We start from the raw sequence: 20,763 nt of genomic DNA, 5'->3' as shown, positions 1-20,763 counted from the left end.
TCACGTATCAAAGAAAGGAGGTAAATTTTGCTTACTCACCGACTTAGAGCCTCTAAGTCCATACCCAACTCAAACTCATAGTTGATAAATAAACAAAATGACCACCTCCCCAAAAATTATAAGCGTTATCATAAAGAGTATAGCGGAAAGAGAAACACTTCACAATAACTCTAAAAAAATCTCTAATAAATAAGCCGAATCCAGAATTGAACTCGGCTATAGTTGCAGCTATTTTTGTTTAAAGTAGATTAGACCGCTGGTACCTAAGACAATCATTCCCAGCACGATAAAGATCGGTTGCTTTTCATCGTTCGTCTTTGGATATACCTTTTGCAGTGTACCATCGATCCAAGTCGTACTACTTGGTGTTTTCGTACTAACATTGGAGGCCACAATTTTACCTAGAACGGTTTTCTCAAAAACGACTTTCCCACCACTTGGACCAGTGACCGTAATCGTCACCTTTTGATCTTTCTTCAAATCCAAGTCTTTGATATCAAGGATGACATTCCCTTTTTCATTCGATTTGCCTAATGCGAATTTTTCACTCTTCTCAACAGAAACATCAATCATTGCATCTGCGATCGTTTTTCCTGTCAACTCTGTGTCACCTTCATAAATATTCGCAAACTTTGTAACCTTTTTGATTTGCTCTGTTTCTTTTGCTGCTGCATCGCCTAAAACATCGACTAAGAATTCTCCACTACCACCTTTTTCGCCGGTAATAATTAAGTGAACCTGATCGTCTTCAAGTAATCCTAATGCTTGTACATCAAGTTTAAATTCACCATCAGCACCCGATTTTTGAGGAGCTGCCGTCGCCGCTTGGACTGCCACTGGTTGAACGACGTTAGCCGCAGTCGTTTCTTCAACAGCTACTTCGACTGTCGCATTTGGAATCGTCTTCCCTGTCAGGTATTGACCCCCTTCGTAAAGATCATCCACTTCCGTTTCATTTTTAATTCGTTTCGTTTCTTCAGCTACAGGATCAGTTGGTTCAGTTGCTTTTGGTAAAACTTTCACTGTAAAGCTGGCTTCTCCACCATTATCTCCAGCAATTGTCACGGTCACCTCTTGGCCCTCTTTCAGACCTAACTGATCAACAGCAATGGTAATTTTTCCGTCTTTATCCGCAGTGCCTTGTGCTAGTGCACGTGCTTTAACCGGTGTGATTGTTACTTTCCCTTTTGGAATCGTTTGACCAGTTAAAACCTTGTCTCCCTCACGGTAGTCGTTGAATGTTGTTTTGGCTTTGATCTTTTCAGTTTCATCCTTAGCAGGATCATTTGGTTCAGTTGCTTTTGGTAACACTTTTACGGTAAAGCTGGCTTCTCCGCCGTTAGCTCCTGCAATGGTGACTGCTAACTCTTGACCCTCTTTTAGCCCTAACTGATCAACAGCAATGCTGATGTTCCCATCCTTATCCGCAATTCCTTGTGCCAGTACTCGTGCTTTTTCTGATGTGAACGTTACTTTTCCGTTTGGAATTGTTTTCCCTGTTAGATATTTATCCCCTTCGCGATAGTCGTTCAATTTTGTTTCAGCTTTGATTTTTTCCGTTTCTTCTTTTGCGGGATCAGTTGGCTCAGTAGTTGCCAATGTTTTGCGGCCTTCAATTGCTGCCGATACCTTTTGGCCTTTTGCTTCTAAGTCCTTGATGTAGCCAATAAAGGTTTCTGTGTCAGGGTCTAATGCACCTGTTAGTTTAGCATTCGTGAATTCAGAGAAACCATCCCCGCCGCCGTATAAGAAATCATTGATGATTAGCTTATACGTTTTGTCTGCTTCGATTGGTGTTCCATCTGCTTTTTTCATTTCTTTAACCACAAAAGAAGTATCGTTTTTCTCAACTGTATATTTTAAGCCAGAAACTTGTAAGAAGTATTTCTCATCCTGCTGGTTCAACACGTTCTCGATTTGCTGACCGGTCATCTCCACAATCTGCATGATATTTCCAAAAGGCTGAACTGCCTGAGCCGCTCCCCAAGTAATTGAAGAATCCGGCTTCACCTTCAGATCGTCACGAATACCGCCATTATTCGTCATAGCAAAATCAACTGGTACACCATTTTTATTCGCCATATAGACTTGTGCATCAGTCACAAGGTTGCCGACTGGTGATTCACCCATCTCATTCACCGTACGAGAAATATCTTCTGCTTTGTCAGCTGTGCCGATTTTTTGCTCCGTTACTTGTGCAACACGCGTGTCCGCATCCGCTACGATTTCTTCTATAGCAGCATCCTTCGCAATTCCCTTAGTCGGATCAACAGCGCTGACCGTTGCCTTTGGTGTCGAAGCAAAATCTTTAGTAGCTGGATCGTATTCTCCCCGCAAGTCAATATAGCCTTTCCCTTGAGAAGTCGATTGAACGATCCGTGTATTTCCTACTACACCATTTGTATAAACATGATTATGTCCCGCAAAGAAGGCATCAACACTGTTGTCTGGATCGGTCTGTTTGACTTTATTCATGATCTCAGCAGTTTCCCCGCTTACCGTTTCACCAGATCCTTGCACCGATGGCGTATGACCAAGGACAACAATTGCGTTTACATCTTGATCAACAAGTTCTTTAGAATATTTGACAATTTCTTCGGCTGGATCAGTAAACGTGTAATCTTTATGATGTTCCGCTAATACAAGATTAGGAATTTCTGTAGTCACCACTCCAATAAAACCAATGTTAATTGGTTCAGCAGCAGTACCGACGTTTTTAATCGTATATGGTTTCCAGCCATAAGGAATAGAGCCGTCTTTTTCGTGTACGTTCGCTATAACTAAATCAAAACCGCCTTTTAACTCGTCTTGAGAATAATCTTCGTTGTATTCCTTAACGATCGGTAAAAAGCCAGAGCTAGGATCTGGTTTAGTTCCCGTCAAAATTCGATTAAACTCTCCTAAACCTTCATCAAATTCATGATTTCCTAACGTACCAACAGCAAATTTCATTTGATTTAAAATTCGCATTGTCGGCTGATCCTGCAGTAAGCCTGAATTTGCTGGACTTGCTCCGACCATATCACCAGCCTGAACACGTAACGTTTTTCCTGTATTATTCTGAGCTTTAAAAGCAGTCTCTGCTTGATTAAAGTAGCCGGCTAACAATGCAGCGGTACCAGCATTAGACGTTTTATTGCCTGTAGCATCATAGTAACTCCCTGTCGTACTCAGAGCACCATGAAAATCATTAATTCCCAGCAATTGAATTGGGACAGTAGCTGTACTTTTTGGTTCATTGTCTAGTTCTGAGCTACTTTCAACTGTTGCTTCAACAGTCGAATCGGCCCCTGTCGTCTGACTGCTGGTTTCGCTATTTACTTCACTGATAGAATTTTCGTTACTTGTACTACTAATCTGCGTACTTGTTGCTTCTGTATTGATTGTTTCAGCTGCCGCAAACCCTGATGGCAACGTGAAACCTAAGACTGTAAATAATGTGACTGCACTTTTAACTAAATTCGACTTCCTCAATAAATTCATCTCCTTCTTTTTAAAAACGCTTACAAAGAAGATGGTAGCAATTATTCACGGAATATTCAAATATTTTCCGTATTTTCTTTTTATTTTTTATACTTCCAAATGAAAAATGAGTCTCTAGTAATAAAAGGGCATTAAAACTTCAGTAATTTTTTTCTAAGCAAAAAGAATCCGTTTTTCCTGTTTATTCCTTTATTCGCCTTCATTTATTTCTTATCAATTTGAAACTAGTGTATAAAAAGTCTTTTTCGATCCGAATTTGTTGATAATCGACTTTCAAGGATACTTATCTAAGTAACGATGCCCAAACCTATTCCTATCCATACAAACCTTCTACTGACACAAAAACAAGCCCAAACTCAGTAAATGAGTATTGAGCCTGTTTTTGTATTCATTAACTGAAGAATGTTGTGTTTAGTCTGTTACCCATAATTTATTGTCGTCTTTGTACGGCCATTTCTTCGCACCGTTCTCAACGATATATAACCGAGATTCATCGATGCCTTCATCGATGAGTAATGAGATTGTACGTTTCGCACCGCTTCCACCGCCTGGGCAGACAACATAGATTGGGTTGTCGCCATCCTTAAATTGATCAGCATTATCCACGACTAATTTTTCCAGTTCTTCAGTATCTACTGGATAAGCTGGTACGCTGATAGAGTTTGGCAGATGGCCTTTTTCATAGTCTGCCTCTGGTTGAATATCGATGATTTGATAATCGGCAGCATCGTCTGTTTCAAGAACGTCCTTCATCTTTTCTGGTGTAATCATTTGCCAATCAATATCCGCTTCGGCACGATCTTTCTTTCCATCGTTGTTGGAACAGCCTGTCAACACGATGGCAAATATTGCTAAAGTAATAAGTAATAATCCGCTAATTCTCTTTTTCATTTTTCTAAATCCTTCTTTCGATCGATTTTTTGTTGGTTCGTTGAATCGGTGAGTCATAGCTTTACTTTCACCTCGTTTTTTCCGCACAAAGGCTGTGACAGAAGTGGACAGCTTCAGGTTATTAACGAAGAAGATACTTCTAAAACGCCGTCAGTAAGGAAGGGGGGCCAAATATTTTTGTCATCCCTTATCCTTCGAAAGTATGGGATCAGATTTTTTTTAAGCACAGGAATACTTTGAGGGTAAGAATGCTACACGAACTCGCTTAGATACTCTAAGTTGGTTTTCACCTCATAGTCATAGTCGTTTTGACATTTCTTCCACCTCCTGCACCCTTTGTGAATCTTTCTTCAATCAAAGTATATAGAAAGGAAAACGCTTTTTCAATAACAATTTGAGTAATTTCTTTTGTTGTGAAATGTTTTAAAATAGCTAAAAAATTTGAATAAAATTACAATCGTTCTATTAATGCAGTTAAAGGAGGTTTAACTCCAGTCCGCCAACAGCCAGCTACTCGTCGTGGCGGTGCTTCGTACTCCGTACGTCAGCATGTTTCCTCCAAGGTCGCTAAAGGTCGCTTCAGCGCCAGCTTTTTAACTCAGCCATAATCTTATCAGCAAAGTAGTAGCTAGAATAAAAGAAAATTCTTGAAATTCCTTTGAAACCGTTATTGTAATCGCTTATACTTTTAGGTGTGAAAGAAAATTCGTTAAGGAGGTTTTTATGCTACTTTTATCTCGTGAAAATATCAAACAAGTATTTACCATGAAGGATGCCATTGAAGCAGACAAGGTGGCCTTCCAATTATTTAGTGAGGGTAAGACAGATGTGCCGTTGCGAACACAGATCGTTTCGGAAAAACAAAATGGCACATTCCTATTCATGCCGTCTTACGCACCTGATTTAGATGCAGCTGCCCTAAAAATCATCAATATTTTCCCTGACAATATTGATAAAGGTTTAGCCTCTGCCCCAGCTCAAGTGCTGTTAGTAGATGGCAAGACAGGTTATGTCAGCGCCCTACTAGATGGCGTGACTGTTACTCAGCTACGGACTGGTGCCGCATCTGGGGTTGCCTTTGATGTCTTGGGTCGAAAAGATGCAAAAAAAGGTGCACTGATCGGAACTGGTGGACAAGCCGCGACACAATTAGAGGCGATGATTTGTGCGCGTGATTTAGAGACGGTCCACGTTTTTGACCAAAATTCTGAGCGAACAAAAGCATTCGTTAAGCAAATGAATGAAGAGCTGAAGGACTATGGGACTCAAATTTTGCCAGCGGAAACTTCAGATGAAGCGATTAATGATGCCGATCTGATCATCACTGTTACCCCAGCCACTTCGCCAGTTTTTGATGGCAGTAAAGTCAAGGCTGGTGCCACAGTCAGTTGCGTAGGTTCTTATCAACCGCATATGCAGGAAATGGACCCGGTAATTTTAGAACGCGCCAGCAAGCTCTATTTTGATTCAGAAGAGGCGGTGCTATCCGAAGCCGGTGATATTTTGATACCACTAGAAGACGGCACAATTACGAAGGACGATTTTACCGGAGACATCGGAGAGGTGCTGATGGGAAAAATTGGCGGTCGCGAAAATGACGAAGAGATCATCGTTTTTAAAACTGTTGGGATCGGTGCTCAGGATCTCGTCACTGCCCAAAAAATCTATGAACGTGCGCTGGAAGAAAAAATCGGAACAGAATGGTCATAAAAAATAGAAATAAGGATGCCAGTCCAACTTCTCGCAGCCCGCTTAGCCAGTGAGACAGCAACGATAATTAAAAGCTGAATTACTTAGTTGGATGGTATACGCCATTCGGATCGGAATAATTTTTCCACGAAAAATTAATACGTTAAAACCAATAAGGAGGAATAAAAATGCCACATTTATCAGTCAAAATGTACCCTGGTCGTTCGGAAGAAGTAAAACAGGACTTTGCTAAAAAATTGCAGGATTTCGTGGTGAAGGAACTTGGTTGTACCCCGAATGTGGTCTCGGTGTCATTCAAGGAGATTGAAGCAGACAAGTGGAAAGACGTAATCGGTGACGAAATCGCAGGTGAGGATGTTTATATCAAAGCGGATTTCTAAGGAGGACGCGAATGAAAGAACATGCCAGTATTTTTAATGATGTGTTAGGCCCGGTGATGATCGGTCCTTCAAGTTCCCATACGGCAGCCTCGGTGCGGATTGGACGTGCGCTGCGGCAGATGGTCGTTGGAAAAATCATCTATTTTCAGGCAGATTTTGATCCAGAGGGTTCGTTAGCTGCAAGCTATATTACGCAGTGCTCCGATATCGGTCTAGTTGGGGGCTTGCTGGGAATGGACCCGACGGACAATCGGTTGACACGTGCTCTTGAAATTGCTGAAGCGGATGGCATGGAAATTGTTTTCCGTGTGATTCCTTACGAAAACAACCATCCTAACACTTATAAAATGACAGTCAAAACAGATCTGGGAGAAGAACTAGATGTAACTGCTCTTTCTGTTGGCGGAGGGATGATCGAGATCACCGAAATCAATCATTTTGCTGTCGAAGTTACTGGAGGCTTCTATGAGACCCTCCTGTTCGGTGAGTCTTTGACGTTATCTGAAACTGACTTAGAAGATAAAATCGACAAATTCTGCTCAGCTGTCGTCAAGGAACAAGCTGGTAAAACGATGCTGCATATCAAGACTCAACAGGAGATTTCTGAAATAGAAATCGCTTGGCTGAATAAGCAGATGAAGGTTGAACGATTCATTGCATTTGATCCTATCCTGCCTATTATGTCGCAAAAGGAACCAAAGATGCTCTTTTCAACAGCCGAAGAGATGATTGCTCTAGCAAAAGAGGAAAATTTAGATCTGGCCGATATGGCGCTGCGCTATGAAAGTCATCGCGGCAGTATTTCCGAAGAAGAAGTCTATAAAAAGGCGGAAGTAATTCTTGAAATTATGGAAAACGGCATTCAAATCGGCTTGACCGGCACTTCCTATGAAGATCGAATGCTGGGTTCTCAGGCGCCGAAAATCCGTGCTAATCGCGATCGGCTGATAGGAGATGCGCTGCCAGCTAAAATCATCGAGAATATCTCTGCCTTAATGGAAGTCAAAAGCTCGATGAATGTATTTGTTGCAGCGCCAACGGCAGGTTCCTGCGGCGCATTACCAGGAACCTTGATCGCTGTTAGTGATTATCAAAAAAAGTCCCATGATGAATTGGTTCGCGCGCTCTTAGCTGCGGGAATGATTGGTGTCTTCATTGCGGAATATGCTACATTTGCCGCAGAGGTGGCAGGCTGTCAGGCGGAATGTGGTTCGGGTTCTGGTATGACTGCGGGCGCACTCGTGCAATTAATGGGCGGAACCATCGAAGAAGCAGTCAATGCCGCATCTATGGGCTTGCAAAATGTCTTCGGAATGACCTGTGACCCAATTGGTGTTCGGGTAGAAGTTCCTTGTCTTGGGAAAAATATGATGTGCGGAATGAACGCATTGGGTGCTGCCAACATGGCGCTGGCTGGCTATGATGTCGTTATTCCGTTAGATGAAACCATCGAAAGCTTCAATAAAGTTGGTCGGATGATTCCAGCATCACTACGCTGTACAGGTCATGCCGGCTTGGCACAAACACCATCAGGACTAGCCATCGCCGAACGCTTAGGCTGTCCATTGGATTGCTGCTGATAGAAATTAAAAACAGAGTGATTCGCCTATTTTGGCGATTCACTCTGTTTTTCGGTTCTCTAAAGTATTTCCCAGATCATCATAAATAATGAAGCAAGAACACATACAATTCCAGCAATTCTGAATACCACCACACCTTTACGGCGAGAGCTGCTTCTTGTCCGTCCTAATGTTTTTTTCTTCACTGGAAAAAGTAACAGCGCCACTCCTAGAATAAGCAGCAGGGATGGGAAGATATACGCCTTTGCCTGCTCAACTATTGAGACTTTTCTCGTTGCCGGAAGACGCTTTTCTTCGGTTTCTACTTTTTTATAGTTCAGCGATAATTTCGGCATGTCTTCTGTCAGCTGCTCCTTCTGACTGGCTAACGACACCCGATTTTCTTGGAGCGTCATTTCTGGTTCCTCGCCTTTTTTCACGACACCATAAAAATCATTCGCTAGCTGTATCGGTTTTCCTTCAATCTCGTGGATTCCTTTTGGTAGGAGCAAGCGATGTTCATACTCATCAAAAACTTTTTTAAGCAACGCATTACCAAAGGGATGACGATAGTATTCTCCGTCTTGATCAGACCAGTCGCCCACCCCTAAGATCACTTCAATCAAACGAGTATCTCCCTGCTTGGCCGTTGCAATATAATTGAAGGCACTGCTAGGACCAGAACCCGTTTTCAAGCCATCTACACCTTCAAAACCATATTTTGCTCCAGGCAATGAATAATTGTAGGTTTCAAAGGTCTCTTCATAGGGCGTTCCCTCCATGGCAGTGACCTTTGGCTGATTCGTAAATTCCAATACTTCTGGATGCTCGTTAATCAAATGAAAAACCATTGTAGCCAAATCACGAGCAGTTGCAGTATTACTGCCATTCGCATCGAAGCCTTCTGGCGTGTAAAGCCCCTCAAAGCTCACAGCTGAAGCACCACTGCAATTATAAAAAGCAGTATTCTTCATACCGATTTTTTGAGCTTTTTCATTCATCTTTTCGACAAATTCACCCGCACGATTATTCGAAACGACATTTGCTAACATAACCGTCGCTACATTCGATGACGGCACAACGACCATTTTCAATAGCTCTTTAACAGGATACTCGACACCTGCTACAATATTATTATTACTGATGGCGTACAATTGACTGATGGCTTGATCCTTTTCCGTTGCCTTGATTTTCGTGTCTAAAGTCAATTTTCCTTCTTTTATGGCATCAAAAACTAAAAAGACCGTCATCATTTTAGAGATACTGGCGGGTTCTCTGACCACATCAGCGTTCTCTTCCCATAATATCTGACCATTCGTTCCATCAACCACGATCGAAGCTTTTGGTTTGTTTTCCTCTAACACATCGGTGTAGCCTGCTGATTTGGTAATCTCCATAATGTCCTCAGCAGCATGAGCAGGCGTTTCGAAAAGGAATAAAACAACTATTACTATTATAAATATGATTTTTTTACCCACAAGGCCTCCTAATTAATACGTAATACACAAAATTTTAGCATAGATAGAAATGAATTATTAGAACTTTTTCCACATAATACAAACTATTTCTTATTTCTATTGGTTCGCTGGGTCAAATTAAAAAAGCAGACCCCAATTTTTTTGGGGAATCTGCTATAAAGTACTCTTTTTAAACTTCAATAATTTTCGGCTGACGCTTAACATAAGGCAAGTATTTTTGCAGAACATCACTTGTACGTAATTTCAAATACCCTGTCGTTGTGCCATCGCTGCAGCCGTAATATTCTTGATCACAGACATCCTTATCCAGAACTAGCTGAACCTTCTTGGCTTCTTCCAGCAACGTACTAAAGATTGTTGCCGCACCGATTTTTGCTCCTAACATTTCAGCCATCTGCTCTGCTGAGGCAAATGAAACCCGAGCAATTTCCAACGCCTGACTGAATTCCTTCGATTTGAAGGGCTTGTCGCCACAGGTGACGAATAGATAAAAATTTGTTTTTTGCCGATTACATAAGAACAAGGTTTTCACCATATCCATCTCTAAACGTTCATTAATTTGCTGGCAATCCTCCATCGTGATGACTTCCTCTGTCTCCACTCGCTGAAACGCCATATCTAATTCTTGCAGGACCTGATAGACTTTTTCCTGCAATGGCGTGTTGCATATTTCTGGTACTGATGTATAGGCTTCACTGACTAATACCATTTTACTCACTCCTTTTTTCTAACCTGTAAATTTTGGCAGCTTGTCATTTGTGTACGCTGTCTTCTTCTATTGAATAGTTACTAGCAGTAATTTATCATAGAAATAAGGATTACAAAAACGAATTTTTAGCATCTTTAATATGATGAAAACAGATGCAATAAATGCTTATTCACATATCAGTTCAAATGAATAGGAGAATTCAATCATGGATATGAACATTCAGAAATACATCGCTTTTGTTAAAACTGTTGAACTGGGCAGCTTCACTAAAGCGGCTAAAATTTTAAACTACTCTCAATCGGGAATCAGTCGAATGATTCATGATCTCGAGCAAGAATGGGGGATCACTTTGTTGGAGCGCAACCGCGCGGGCCTTCGGTTAACGTCTGATGGGATGAATGTGTTGCCTTATGCAAAGGAGCTGGCGGAAAAATATCAAACCTTGCAAAATCAGTTGGCAGAGCTGGGGCATTTAGACACAGGTCTGATCCGTATCGGGACATTTTCGAGTGTGGCTACTCATTGGCTGCCTGAAGCGATCGAAACGTTTCAAAAGGACTATCCTAAGATTGATTTTGAATTATTATTGGGAGATTACGAAGAGATCGAACAGTGGATCTTAGAGGGGCGCGTTGATTTCGGCTTTTCACGATTACCTGCGTCCCATAATTTGGAGCAAAGATTTCTCCATGACGATGAGCAGCTGGTCGTTTTGCCGCAGGGGCATCCTTTTTTAGCTAAAGAAAAAGTCCATGTGACCGATCTAAAAGCGCAACCTTTTATTCTACTAGAACGTGAAGGAACCTCTGACGTCACTGAATTATTAGCAAAAGCACAGGTTTCACCACAAATAAAATTTCGCACATGGGATGATTATTCGATTTTGGCAATGGTAGAGAAAAATTTAGGGATTAGTATTTTACCCAAATTGATTCTGCAACGAATCGCTTTTCAAGTCGAGACTAGACCATTCGTTCATCCGGTCTTTCGTAAAGTCGGAGTCCTTTATCGTAACAAGTCCTTGCTCTCGTTAGCCAGTCGAGAATTCTTGAAGCTATACTTAGATTTTTAGGCTAAATCGGACTTATTTTTTCTTGCGATCGTTCAATGAATCACAATTTTTTCGAATTTTATGGTTTTTCTATTTCGTTTATTGTTATAATTATAAGAAAAAGACCTACGGGAGGATTTATGGCACAGATTATTTTTTATATTTTAATTGGACTGATGATCTTTCAAGCAATCATGCTTGTGCGCGATGTTGTGACCCATCGCGATGATTTAGGTCCAGGAAATTGGCTAATTAGCGGAATTATTGGCTTCATTGCAGATTTTGCAGATACGATTGGAATTGGGAGTTTTGCACTCACCACCATGATGTTAAATGTTACGAAACAAAATACTGATGATCGAAAATTACCTGGAATTTTAAATGTTGGGCACGCGATCCCTGTCTTGACTGAAGCTGTGATTTTCGTCACAGTTATCAAAGTTGATGCGTTGACTTTAGTCGCTTTAATCTTAGCGGCGATCGTCGGCTCTTGGTTCGGATCAAGATATGTTACTAAGCTATCCGAAACAGCGGTTCAAAAATGGATTGGTTGGGCATTATTGATTACAGCGATTTTGATGTTGCTACGTCAAACGGAAGTCATTGCCTTATTGGGTAAAGGAAATACCGCGATGGGATTAAGCGGGGGGAAATTAGTCATCGGTATCATCGGCAACTTCTTATTCGGTGCCTTGATGACGGTTGGTGTTGGGCTATATGCGCCATGTATGGCGATGGTCTACATGCTAGGAATGACACCATTAGCTGCTTTTCCTATCATGATGTGTTCATGCGCGGGACTTCAACCAGTCGCTAGTATCAACTTCATTCGTGAAAAAGCTTATTCTAGAAAAATTGCCTTGGCGATCACGATCGGCGGGATTCCCGGCGTTATCATCGCGTCACAATTTTTGATGAACTTAGACATTTCAATGGTCACTTATTTAGTTATTGTTATTATTTTCTATACAGGTATTCAATACATTCTAAAATCACGGAAAACGGCAGCGGCTTAAATCGCTCTGTTTATCAAAAAATGGTTTTGTACCAATATTGGTACGAAGCCATTTTATTTTTCTATGCGGCTTTCACCCTTATGAAAGGCCTTGACCTTTTCCAAAATGAATAAGACACCCACCAAAACCAAAATCGAGATAGATAATAACAAAGAATTCGTTCCGTTTCCGTGAGCCAGTAATAGCTCCCGCAGGATGGCGGTAATACTGATTAGAATCAAGTAACGAACAGGAATATGATGCCCTTCCTTGATGTAACGCAGCAGCATCAATATGACTTCCAATAAAATGAACAGCGTCGCGATTTCATCAATCAAGAGGGTCAATTCCGATACATTATTCAATGGAATCACGTGCATGATCATATTGATGATGCCTTCCCCCATGACAATGACAACAACAATTATCAATACAGCTAATAATATATCCACGACCGTACTGATCGCTTTTTCGAATTTTAAGAAATAATTCTCCTTCATCGTACGTCCTCCGTTCGATTTCTATCTAAATTATAGCAACTCTCAAAACGAATCAGAAGGAATACGCACTTAAAAAACTCCGCCAACTCGCTCAGTAGCTTACTAAGAGCGAGTTGACGGAGCTTATTTTATTATGAATGTAATTTCGCTTCTCTGGCTAAAGCTAAACAGCCAATTGTTCCGGCATTATTACCAAGCTTTGGTGTCACAATATAATCTTCTAATTCAGGTGTTTTTACATAATCATTCACTAATTCTTTGAAACGCACGCGAACCTTTTTAACTAAATGCTCCTGCTGCATCACACCGCCGCCAAAGATGATCACATCTGGTGAAAACATCAAGGTCGTATTGTAGGCACATTGTGCGATGTAATCCGCTTCAATGTCCCAATATGGATCGTCTTCGCTTAAGTCCTGACCTTTGCGTCCTAAACGTTTTTCAATCGCTGGACCTGCCGCCATTCCTTCTAAACAATGTCCGTGGAAAGGACAGCTTCCTTCAAAATCATCTTCAGGATTGCGGCTTACTAACACATGACCCATTTCTGGATGACTGAAGCCTTCAATAAAATTGCCTTTTTGCAACGCGCCGCCGCCGATGCCAGTACCAATGGTATAATACACGACACTGTTCACGCCATCGCCGCGACCCTTTACATATTCGCCATAACAAGCTGCGTTCACATCAGTCGTCCAAGCGATCGGTAAATCGAATTCCTTTTTCATGGTGCCGACAAAATCAAAATTCTGCCAAGCCAATTTTGGTGTTGACGTAATGTAACCATAGGTTTTTGAATCGCGATGAATATCGATCGGCCCAAATGACCCCACACCAATACTGACTAATTGCTCTTCATACTGCTTGAAGAAGCTGATCACTAATGCCATCGTCTCTTCTGGAGTAGTCGTCGGATAACTGACCCGCTCCACGATTTCCAGATCATTATTTCCCACTGCACAAACAAATTTTGTTCCGCCGGCCTCGATCCCGCCAAATAATTTTTCCACTAAGCTTCACTCACAATCATTTAGATTTATTCAACATACAAGGTCACGAATTTCGCGTGCCCGATGTTCTCGAGTTCTATTGTATCATTAATTATTGGCAGCGGTTCCTTTGTTTTTTCTTTCAAATCAACTTTTTCCGCAATTTTGATTTCATGCTTGAAGGTGATCGTTGCGTATCCCTCTTCAATAAGCAAACCATTATACAACCGAATAATATAGCCCGGGCGATCTTCGGCTTTTTTCAAAACACTCAGCGTCAGATTTCCTGTAATCTCAAAAAGGCTGAATTCAGCGGGTAGCGTAGGTTCGACATCACCTAGCGTAAAGATCAGACGCGAGTTTAAGAATTCCGCGTATTGATACAGTTCTATCGGAGTCACAGCTTGTTTGGCAAGTTGAGCTACGTTGGCTTGATCAAAGCCTTGCGCAAAGTAAGCAACCGAAAAATCAAAGCTCATCGTCTTATGACATTGCGCGTCTGGGGTGGCGATCACCGTTTCGCCTGATGCCCTTCCAGGACGATACATCAGATTTTCTTTCCCCATGAAGCCATAGGTCCGGAAAATCGTTAAGCGAATTGTGTCATAGTCCTCACCAACGATTTCATATTCCCGCACTCCTTTTGGCATCACTGCAACGCCATGCGTCTCATCGAATAAACCGACAAAAGACTGGCAGGTTTCGATGGCGATCGGCTGTTCATTCCATTGCTCTTTGTTGGCTTCCCATAGAGCCATTTCTTTTTCAAAAACAACTGGACGCTGCAACGTGCCGAATTGCTGATCAGCGATCGAGAATTTCGAGGTGATCCCAGTATCAAACAAAACACAGACCCGATGACTATCCACGGCTTGATTGTCCACCGTCAAATTGAAATCAATGATCGGCGAATTTTTCTTCAAGACTAATTCAAGAACGATCGGTAATTCCGCTGTCGCCTGTTTCTCAGACCGTTCACTCAAGTTTTGAGGAACCTTCAACAAGAATTCTAAACGTACCGATTGATAAATATCGGATTGTTGGATCGTGATTTTAGGGTCAACATCAGTCGATGAAATCGTCCAATCCTTAACTGGCGGCGAATAATTGAAGGAGTCGCCATCATCGCCATTTTCCTCAATGATTCCTTGATTCTTGTAGAGAATATCATTGGCCTTGTCCAAAATATCGAGTGAGCCATTCGGGTTGATCGTGATTTGATAATACTCATTTTCGATCATCGTATTCGAAGCGGCTTGTAAGGGTGCACTGCTATCGCCTTTTAGATCAATCGTCAACTGGGTATAGCCAATGCTTGGTACCGTGGTCGTTTCGATCGCGACTTTGGCTTTATAGACTTTTTCCGGCAAATAGATTTCTTTGACGGAATTCAAGATATTCCCTTGGTTCAGAACATATTCCGTCTGATCGATCAGTTCTAGGATCGTATAAGGCAAGAAATTTCCTGCTTGATCGAGGATCGCAAATGTCTTTTGCGGTAGATAAACTTCTGCTTCGATCACGCCTTCACGCGCAGTGTCGTAGGTATTAAACAGCGTAAACGTGATTTCTTGTGTCTGCGGATTATTGATGGCGGTTGAGATTTGACGTAATGTTAATTCTACTAGGTTCATGGAAATATCTCGCGCTTGTTTGTAGCGCATATAGACATCCTCATTTGTCGTATCCGACACACAGGAACCGATCGAATCGTGTGCCGCATTCTCAAACATCAGCTTCCAAATTTCCTTAACTGTTTCTACGGGGTATTCAAAACCTAATTGCATCGCCATCGTCAACACTGGCTCCATCACATTTACCAGATAATGCTGAATTTGCGTATTCAGTGCCTTCAAGTCTGGCCGTGAAGAGAAAATCGTTTTGTGGATACGCATCAACTTTCCGTTGATCAGCTCACCGGCAACTTCTTCTAATTCCGGATGGCGTTCTTTGACTGCCGCGATGTATTTTTCAATCGTTGAAAATTGCAGCTCATATTCCCCTTGGTAAAGCTCATTCATTTGTTCGACTAACTCCGGCAGGTTTTCTCTCACCGGTGCTTGGTCAAAGCCATTCGGAAAATAAACCTGATCCGTTGCGCTGCGACCCCACGTCGTTTTAAAAGGCTCTTGATGCAGGAACTCGGCTAAATCTGCTTCCCGCTCAGGAATCGCCCCGCCAATGTAATAGCCGCTGGGGATCTGATACACGTTCACAACGGAGCCGTCTTCCCCGCGCCAAGTGTATTCGGTATGCGTCACATCATCGTCACTCACCCCGCGCCAAAACATCGTATCGCTGATCCCAAACTCGCGATAAATCTGTGGCATGCTGGCTGCTTGTCCGAAGGAATCCGGTACGTAACCAACATTCATGTAGTCCCCGAACTCTTCACAAATCTTCATGCCGTACAGCATATTGCGGACAATGCTTTCGCCTGAAATCACCAGCTGATCGGTTTGCGTATACCAAGGACCAATGATCAGCTTGCCCTGCTGAACCAGCGTTCTAATTCGCGCTTGATCCTGCGGACGCCATTTCAAGTAATCATCCAATAACGAAGCCTGTCCGTCTAAAATAAAACTATCGTAAGGATTGTCCTTCTCTAGCTGCTCTAAAACTTTTTTTAAATCATGCATCAAGTAAATTTTTGATCGGCTGGTGGTGAAATACCATTCGCGATCCCAATGACTGTGAGGTACAACGTGTACTGTTTTTTTCATGTAAAAATTCCTCTCGTTTGATTAAAATAGGCACTCAACGATCTGCATCGTCAGTGCCTATTAATTTTTTGTCTAGTTTAGCGAACTAACTTTTTTTGCTAATTTTCAAAGCTAATATCAATATCTTCTAATTCAACTTCATCCGTTTGTTCTTCCTGTTTATTGAAGTTAACGAATAATGGTGCGACAAAGCCGATGAAAGCTGCTCCGACGAATAGACCAATCAGATACGCCCAGCCATTCCCAACTGTGAAGAAGCCGTAAATCCCTCCTACAGGCGGCATTTTTGCGTACATACCAAGCGCAATTCCTAAACCAGAAGCAATCGCTCCGCCGAGCATATTGATGGGAACCAAACGTAATGGATTAACCAACGTAAAAGGAATAGCGCCTTCTGTAATTCCGATGAAACCCATGATAAAATTGTTGCGACCGGCATCTAATAGTTCGTTGTTAAAACGTTTTTTGTGGAATAAAGTAGCCAAGGCATAACCAAATGGAACCGCACAGATCGCTACGTTAACGATAATCGCTGGCAAGTAAACACCTTCTGCTAATAAGACATTTCCGGCCATCCATGCTGCTTTATTCACTGGTCCGCCTAAGTCAGACCCGATCATTGCACCCATGATCATAGCCAGCAAGATCTTGTTCACATCGTTTTCGATCATATTACGAATCCAATCAACGAGACTAGTATTAATCCATGCTAACGGCTCCGATAAAAGTGCCCCCATAACGATCGCCACAGACATGGTCGCGATCAACGGTAAGATGACTAACGGCATCACGCCTGAGAATGATTCTGGTAATTTGATTTTTTCCTTCGACCATTTCACTAAGTAACCAGCTAAGAAACCAGCGATTACCGCACCAAGAAAACCGGCATTTGTACTTGAAGCAACGGCACCGCCGATAAACCCTGCACCTAATGCAGCCTTATCGCCGATGGAATAAGCAATAAATCCAGCTAATACAGTGTTGATCAAGCCAATCCCAGTCCAACCAACTTGTTCAATCAAATAAAGTGCATGTTTGAAGCCTTCTGCTTCTGCATATGGATCTAAACTCGTTATCCCCATGCCAAGGGCGATCATTTTCGGGATCGCAACGACTAGGGAAGCACCAATAATCAACGGCAGTACAAAACTGATCCCACTCATTAAGTGGCCCTTTAAATCTGCTAGAACTTTCTTCATCATTCTTGCTCCTTTTCTTTAATTTGCTTGTCTTTGCTGAACAGCAGCGATACATTTCTTCAAAACAGCCTCTGGTGCCTTGATACAAGTATTGATATTCACGCGCAGCTGCGGTTTTCCTTCAAATCGTTCCAGTCCCTCCACCTTTTGATCGGTTGCCAACAGTAAAAAATCAGCCTCTTTTGCTTCTTCTGTACTAATCTTATTGACTTGTCCTAATGAGCCCTGTTGTTCGATTTTGACATCGTAGCCCATCTTCGCGCCGGCCTTTTCTAAGGCTTTAGCGGCCATTGGTGTGTGTGCCAAACCTGCTGGACACGCGGAAATTCCTACTATTTTCATTTGATCCTCTCTCCAATCATTTCTTTTTTGATCAATTCAACTAATTGTGTTTTATCTTCTGATCGTTGAACCTGCTGGATAAACGACTCTTCCAATAACGCCGTCGCCAACCGACTCAGCATTTCCAGATGAACCGTTCCTCCGTCTTCTTTGGGAACCATTAGGGCAAAAATATTTTTCACCGCGGAATCATCAAAAGTCTCCCATTCGATCTCCTGTTTCAAGCGAATGAATAAAACAGTCGGCTTCAAAACGGTTTTCGCTTTCGCATGTGGGATCGCAAAGCCATCCTGCAAGCCAGTCGAATATTCTGCTTCACGTTCGATAAAAGCTTCGCAGGTCTCAGCCGCATTTGCGACAAATCCCAATTCATAGGCATAATTCGCAATGACTTCAAATAGTTCTTTCTTCGAAGCGACCGCTACATCCAAAAGGATTGTTGATTCGTTAAAGTCCATATCGGAAGCCCCTTTCTTAATTGTTTAGTTTTTGATTCATGTAACGTTTCGCTTTACACGTTTAATTTACGAGTTCTGGGCCTTTGTGTAAACACTTCCAATTTCCAACTAATTTGGCAATCATTAGTAAAGCGTTTTCCAAAGAGATTGCCAACTCTTTTGGAAAAATCCAGTACGACGGAACGATTTCAATCTTTTCTTCTATATTGTATGATTGGGTTAAGAACCGGAGGTGAAATACGTGTCAAAGCTTGCTTATCAACGTTTAGATGACCTACTAGAATTATTAGCCAAACAAACCACTCCGCTGCCGATGAAGGAATTAGCCAAAAGCTTCTCGATTTCTGAGCGAACCGTGCGAACGGACATTGCCAATCTAAATGATCTATTAAGCAATGTCGGTGCCACGATCACTCTCCTTCGTGGACAGGGCTATTTATTGACGATTCATTCTAAAGAACAGTTCAACGACTGGTGGACAGAAAGTATGACCTCTGCGGAATCTTTTTTAACGACCAGTGAAGAACGCCAAGCTTATTTACTGTTCCTTTTATTTAAAAATGAAACCCCTTTATCGTTGGATGATTTTTTGGATCGGCTGTTCATTAGCAAAAATACCTTTTACTCTTATTTAAAAACAGCTCGCGACAATTTGTTGACCTATCAATTGAAGATCATCAATCGTCCCAACATTGGGTTTGAGCTTCTAGGGAATGAATTTGCAAAGCGGCAGGCAATCAGCGATTTATTGATCGAAAAAGATTTACAGGAATATCTAGTGGGCTTTACGGAGATGGAGTTGGCTCTATTTGACAATATCGATCTTGACCTCTTACAACAGCTGGAGCTTGAATCCCTCGCGCCTTTGGGATTATTGGATTCGGATTATTATCATAAGAATATTCTTTCTCATTTTGCCTTAGCGTTAAGTCGTTTTCTTGATGGGCATGTCATCACTGATTTTCCTGTACGCGTTCCTATCTTGAAGCAGGAAGCTAAAGATGCTCTCAGTCGTTTTTTGGGCGAAATTGATCGCGCCTTCGACATTCAATTAACTGCTGCTGAAAAGGAATATTTTACGTACTACTTGGCATTAAATGCACCACGTCTGGTGGAAACGGAACTGACAAGCACCTCTTCGACAGAAACCGCGAAAACCCTCGTTGAAGAGTTATTGCAGGTGATTAAACGTACGTCGAACTTCGATTGGGTTCAGGACGCAACACTGGTGGAGGATCTAACCTCACATATTGAAGGCTTTATTAATATGAACCTGATGGAGGCCCGCCGCAGCAATCCTCTGTTGGCGACGATTAAAAAGTCCTTTCCCCAGGCTTATGATTTATGCCTGACCCACTTAGAAATATTAGGGGAAAAGCATGGATTGTATTTTTCACAAGACGAGGTGGGCTACATCGCCTTGCATATCGCAGGAGCAATGGAACGAAACTCTGTCAGCAATAATCGAAAATATCGAGTGATTCTTGTCTGCGGAACAGGACGCGCTATGAGCCGGATTATCGAAGCCAAGATCAATAAGAATTATCAGGATACCCTTGAGGTAGTGGATCGGTTTTCCTATGTAGAGCTGCAGCAATGCAATCTATCCACGATTGATTTTATCATTACGACCGTGCCGCTAGAGCAATTAAGTGTTCCTCATATCTATATCAATATGGCAAAATTAGATAAAGAAATCGTTAAAATCGAGAACTTCATAGCGAATTTTAATGAAGCGAACGGTGAAATTTATTCGTTGTTTCGAGAGGAGTTTTATTTTTACGGTGACGTAGAGAACAAAGAGCAGCTGCTCAAAAAAATGACGCAGCAATTATTCAAGCTAGATTTTATTCCTGAAGATTTCCATGACAGTATTATGAAGCGGGAAGCCATCAATCAAACAAATATCAATGAATGGTTGGCAATTCCCCATCCAATGTCCCTATTGGCCAAGCGCTCAGCGGTAGCCGTCGCGGTACTGCCTGAAGGTGTGGATTGGGGCGACGGCGATCTAGTTAAATTTGTTTTCCTGTTTGCCATTAGTAAAGAAGACTACGAAGATACAGAGGAAATCTACAGTCTGCTGCTGGAATTAATGGAACGCGAGGATATCCAGCAAGCGATTCTACAGCAAAGCGACTTTCAAAATTTCTTAAAGCAGATTAAGCAATTGTAAAAGGAGTTGGGAACTTTCCCAACTCCTTTTATGTTTGTTCACATAAAGATTTCTCTAATCCTGCTCTTGACTTAATAATGAGGAGCGTTTCTTTAGTAGAGAGAATAAACATTTTTTTCA

At 41.9% G+C, this 20,763-nt stretch carries 16 protein-coding genes; 6 read left to right on the top strand and 10 right to left on the bottom strand.

From position 1 onward, the window contains the following. Positions 1 to 228: 228 nt before the first annotated feature. The gene (locus OMU_RS09805) at positions 229 to 3,483 is read right to left on the bottom strand and encodes a bifunctional metallophosphatase/5'-nucleotidase (protein WP_371079480.1); all 3,255 of its coding nucleotides are present in this window, start codon (positions 3,481 to 3,483) and stop codon (positions 229 to 231) included. Positions 3,484 to 3,894: 411 nt separating this feature from the next. Further along, on the bottom strand, positions 3,895 to 4,374 hold the full coding sequence (locus OMU_RS09800; protein ID WP_016179763.1) for a rhodanese-like domain-containing protein: 480 nt from the start codon (positions 4,372 to 4,374) through the stop codon (positions 3,895 to 3,897). 723 nt (positions 4,375 to 5,097) lie between these two features. On the opposite strand from OMU_RS09800, the gene OMU_RS09795 reads away from it, so the two are divergent. From OMU_RS09795 to OMU_RS09785, 3 genes are all read left to right on the top strand, one after another. Next, a complete protein-coding gene (locus OMU_RS09795) occupies positions 5,098 to 6,084 on the top strand; it encodes an ornithine cyclodeaminase family protein (RefSeq protein WP_016179762.1) in 987 nt (328 codons plus the stop codon). Positions 6,085 to 6,251: 167 nt separating this feature from the next. Then, positions 6,252 to 6,464 (top strand): tautomerase family protein, encoded by a 213-nt coding sequence (locus OMU_RS09790; RefSeq protein WP_016179761.1) that lies wholly within the window; start codon positions 6,252 to 6,254, stop codon positions 6,462 to 6,464. Positions 6,465 to 6,475: 11 nt separating this feature from the next. Beyond that, a complete protein-coding gene (locus OMU_RS09785) occupies positions 6,476 to 8,044 on the top strand; it encodes an L-serine ammonia-lyase, iron-sulfur-dependent, subunit alpha (protein ID WP_016179760.1) in 1,569 nt (522 codons plus the stop codon). Positions 8,045 to 8,103: 59 nt separating this feature from the next. On the opposite strand, the gene OMU_RS09780 is transcribed toward OMU_RS09785, so the two are convergent. Continuing rightward, a complete protein-coding gene (locus OMU_RS09780) occupies positions 8,104 to 9,501 on the bottom strand; it encodes a DUF1958 domain-containing protein (RefSeq protein WP_016179759.1) in 1,398 nt (465 codons plus the stop codon). A 169-nt stretch (positions 9,502 to 9,670) separates the two neighbouring features. After that, a complete protein-coding gene (locus OMU_RS09775; protein ID WP_016179758.1) occupies positions 9,671 to 10,210 on the bottom strand; it encodes a prolyl-tRNA synthetase associated domain-containing protein in 540 nt (179 codons plus the stop codon). A 205-nt stretch (positions 10,211 to 10,415) separates the two neighbouring features. Here OMU_RS09775 and OMU_RS09770 point away from each other — a divergent pair, with 205 nt between their 5' ends. Together OMU_RS09770 and OMU_RS09765 are read left to right on the top strand one after the other, a co-directional pair. Beyond that, complete coding sequence (locus OMU_RS09770; protein WP_016179757.1) at positions 10,416 to 11,282, top strand: LysR family transcriptional regulator; 867 nt, start codon at positions 10,416 to 10,418, stop codon at positions 11,280 to 11,282. Between the two features lie 119 nt (positions 11,283 to 11,401). Then, positions 11,402 to 12,277, top strand: coding sequence for a sulfite exporter TauE/SafE family protein (locus tag OMU_RS09765; RefSeq protein ID WP_016179756.1), 876 nt, complete (start codon positions 11,402 to 11,404; stop codon positions 12,275 to 12,277). Positions 12,278 to 12,330: 53 nt separating this feature from the next. Here OMU_RS09765 and OMU_RS09760 read toward each other — a convergent pair whose 3' ends face one another. The 6 genes from OMU_RS09760 to OMU_RS09735 form a co-directional block, all read right to left on the bottom strand. Continuing rightward, complete coding sequence (locus tag OMU_RS09760; protein WP_016179755.1) at positions 12,331 to 12,756, bottom strand: phosphate-starvation-inducible PsiE family protein; 426 nt, start codon at positions 12,754 to 12,756, stop codon at positions 12,331 to 12,333. Positions 12,757 to 12,887: 131 nt separating this feature from the next. Beyond that, complete coding sequence (gene scrK / locus OMU_RS09755) at positions 12,888 to 13,766, bottom strand: fructokinase ScrK (protein ID WP_016179754.1); 879 nt, start codon at positions 13,764 to 13,766, stop codon at positions 12,888 to 12,890. A gap of 26 nt (positions 13,767 to 13,792) precedes the next feature. After that, positions 13,793 to 16,468: a mannosylglycerate hydrolase gene (gene mngB / locus OMU_RS09750; RefSeq protein WP_016179753.1), complete on the bottom strand. Its 2,676-nt coding sequence runs from the start codon at positions 16,466 to 16,468 to the stop codon at positions 13,793 to 13,795. A gap of 98 nt (positions 16,469 to 16,566) precedes the next feature. After that, positions 16,567 to 17,667, bottom strand: a complete 1,101-nt coding sequence (locus OMU_RS09745) for a PTS fructose transporter subunit IIC (protein WP_016179752.1) — start codon at positions 17,665 to 17,667, stop codon at positions 16,567 to 16,569. Positions 17,668 to 17,685: 18 nt separating this feature from the next. Then, complete coding sequence (locus OMU_RS09740; protein WP_016179751.1) at positions 17,686 to 18,009, bottom strand: PTS fructose transporter subunit IIB; 324 nt, start codon at positions 18,007 to 18,009, stop codon at positions 17,686 to 17,688. Then, the gene (locus OMU_RS09735; RefSeq protein WP_016179750.1) at positions 18,006 to 18,467 is read right to left on the bottom strand and encodes a PTS sugar transporter subunit IIA; all 462 of its coding nucleotides are present in this window, start codon (positions 18,465 to 18,467) and stop codon (positions 18,006 to 18,008) included. Before OMU_RS09735 ends, OMU_RS09740 begins: the two co-directional genes overlap by 4 nt. A gap of 241 nt (positions 18,468 to 18,708) precedes the next feature. Between OMU_RS09735 and OMU_RS09730 the strand changes: the two genes are divergently transcribed. Further along, a complete protein-coding gene (locus OMU_RS09730) occupies positions 18,709 to 20,643 on the top strand; it encodes a BglG family transcription antiterminator (protein ID WP_016179749.1) in 1,935 nt (644 codons plus the stop codon). The last annotated feature ends 120 nt before the right edge of the window (positions 20,644 to 20,763 follow it).

Origin of the sequence: Enterococcus avium ATCC 14025, from assembly GCF_000406965.1 — a bacterium.
GTDB classification, from domain to species: domain Bacteria; phylum Bacillota; class Bacilli; order Lactobacillales; family Enterococcaceae; genus Enterococcus_A; species Enterococcus_A avium.
This window is presented reverse-complemented; position numbering and strand designations above follow the sequence as displayed.

Excerpts from the sequence above, each read along its gene's own strand:
- OMU_RS09805 (WP_371079480.1), bottom strand. The coding sequence starts at position 3,483 with ATGAATTTATTGAGGAAGTCGAATTTAGTTAAAAGTGCAGTCACATTA.
- OMU_RS09800 (WP_016179763.1), bottom strand. The coding sequence starts at position 4,374 with ATGAAAAAGAGAATTAGCGGATTATTACTTATTACTTTAGCAATATTT.
- OMU_RS09795 (WP_016179762.1), top strand. The coding sequence starts at position 5,098 with ATGCTACTTTTATCTCGTGAAAATATCAAACAAGTATTTACCATGAAG.
- OMU_RS09790 (WP_016179761.1), top strand. The coding sequence starts at position 6,252 with ATGCCACATTTATCAGTCAAAATGTACCCTGGTCGTTCGGAAGAAGTA.
- OMU_RS09785 (WP_016179760.1), top strand. The coding sequence starts at position 6,476 with ATGAAAGAACATGCCAGTATTTTTAATGATGTGTTAGGCCCGGTGATG.
- OMU_RS09775 (WP_016179758.1), bottom strand. The coding sequence starts at position 10,210 with ATGGTATTAGTCAGTGAAGCCTATACATCAGTACCAGAAATATGCAAC.
- OMU_RS09770 (WP_016179757.1), top strand. The coding sequence starts at position 10,416 with ATGGATATGAACATTCAGAAATACATCGCTTTTGTTAAAACTGTTGAA.
- OMU_RS09765 (WP_016179756.1), top strand. The coding sequence starts at position 11,402 with ATGGCACAGATTATTTTTTATATTTTAATTGGACTGATGATCTTTCAA.
- OMU_RS09760 (WP_016179755.1), bottom strand. The coding sequence starts at position 12,756 with ATGAAGGAGAATTATTTCTTAAAATTCGAAAAAGCGATCAGTACGGTC.
- mngB (WP_016179753.1), bottom strand. The coding sequence starts at position 16,468 with ATGAAAAAAACAGTACACGTTGTACCTCACAGTCATTGGGATCGCGAA.
- OMU_RS09745 (WP_016179752.1), bottom strand. The coding sequence starts at position 17,667 with ATGAAGAAAGTTCTAGCAGATTTAAAGGGCCACTTAATGAGTGGGATC.
- OMU_RS09740 (WP_016179751.1), bottom strand. The coding sequence starts at position 18,009 with ATGAAAATAGTAGGAATTTCCGCGTGTCCAGCAGGTTTGGCACACACA.
- OMU_RS09735 (WP_016179750.1), bottom strand. The coding sequence starts at position 18,467 with ATGGACTTTAACGAATCAACAATCCTTTTGGATGTAGCGGTCGCTTCG.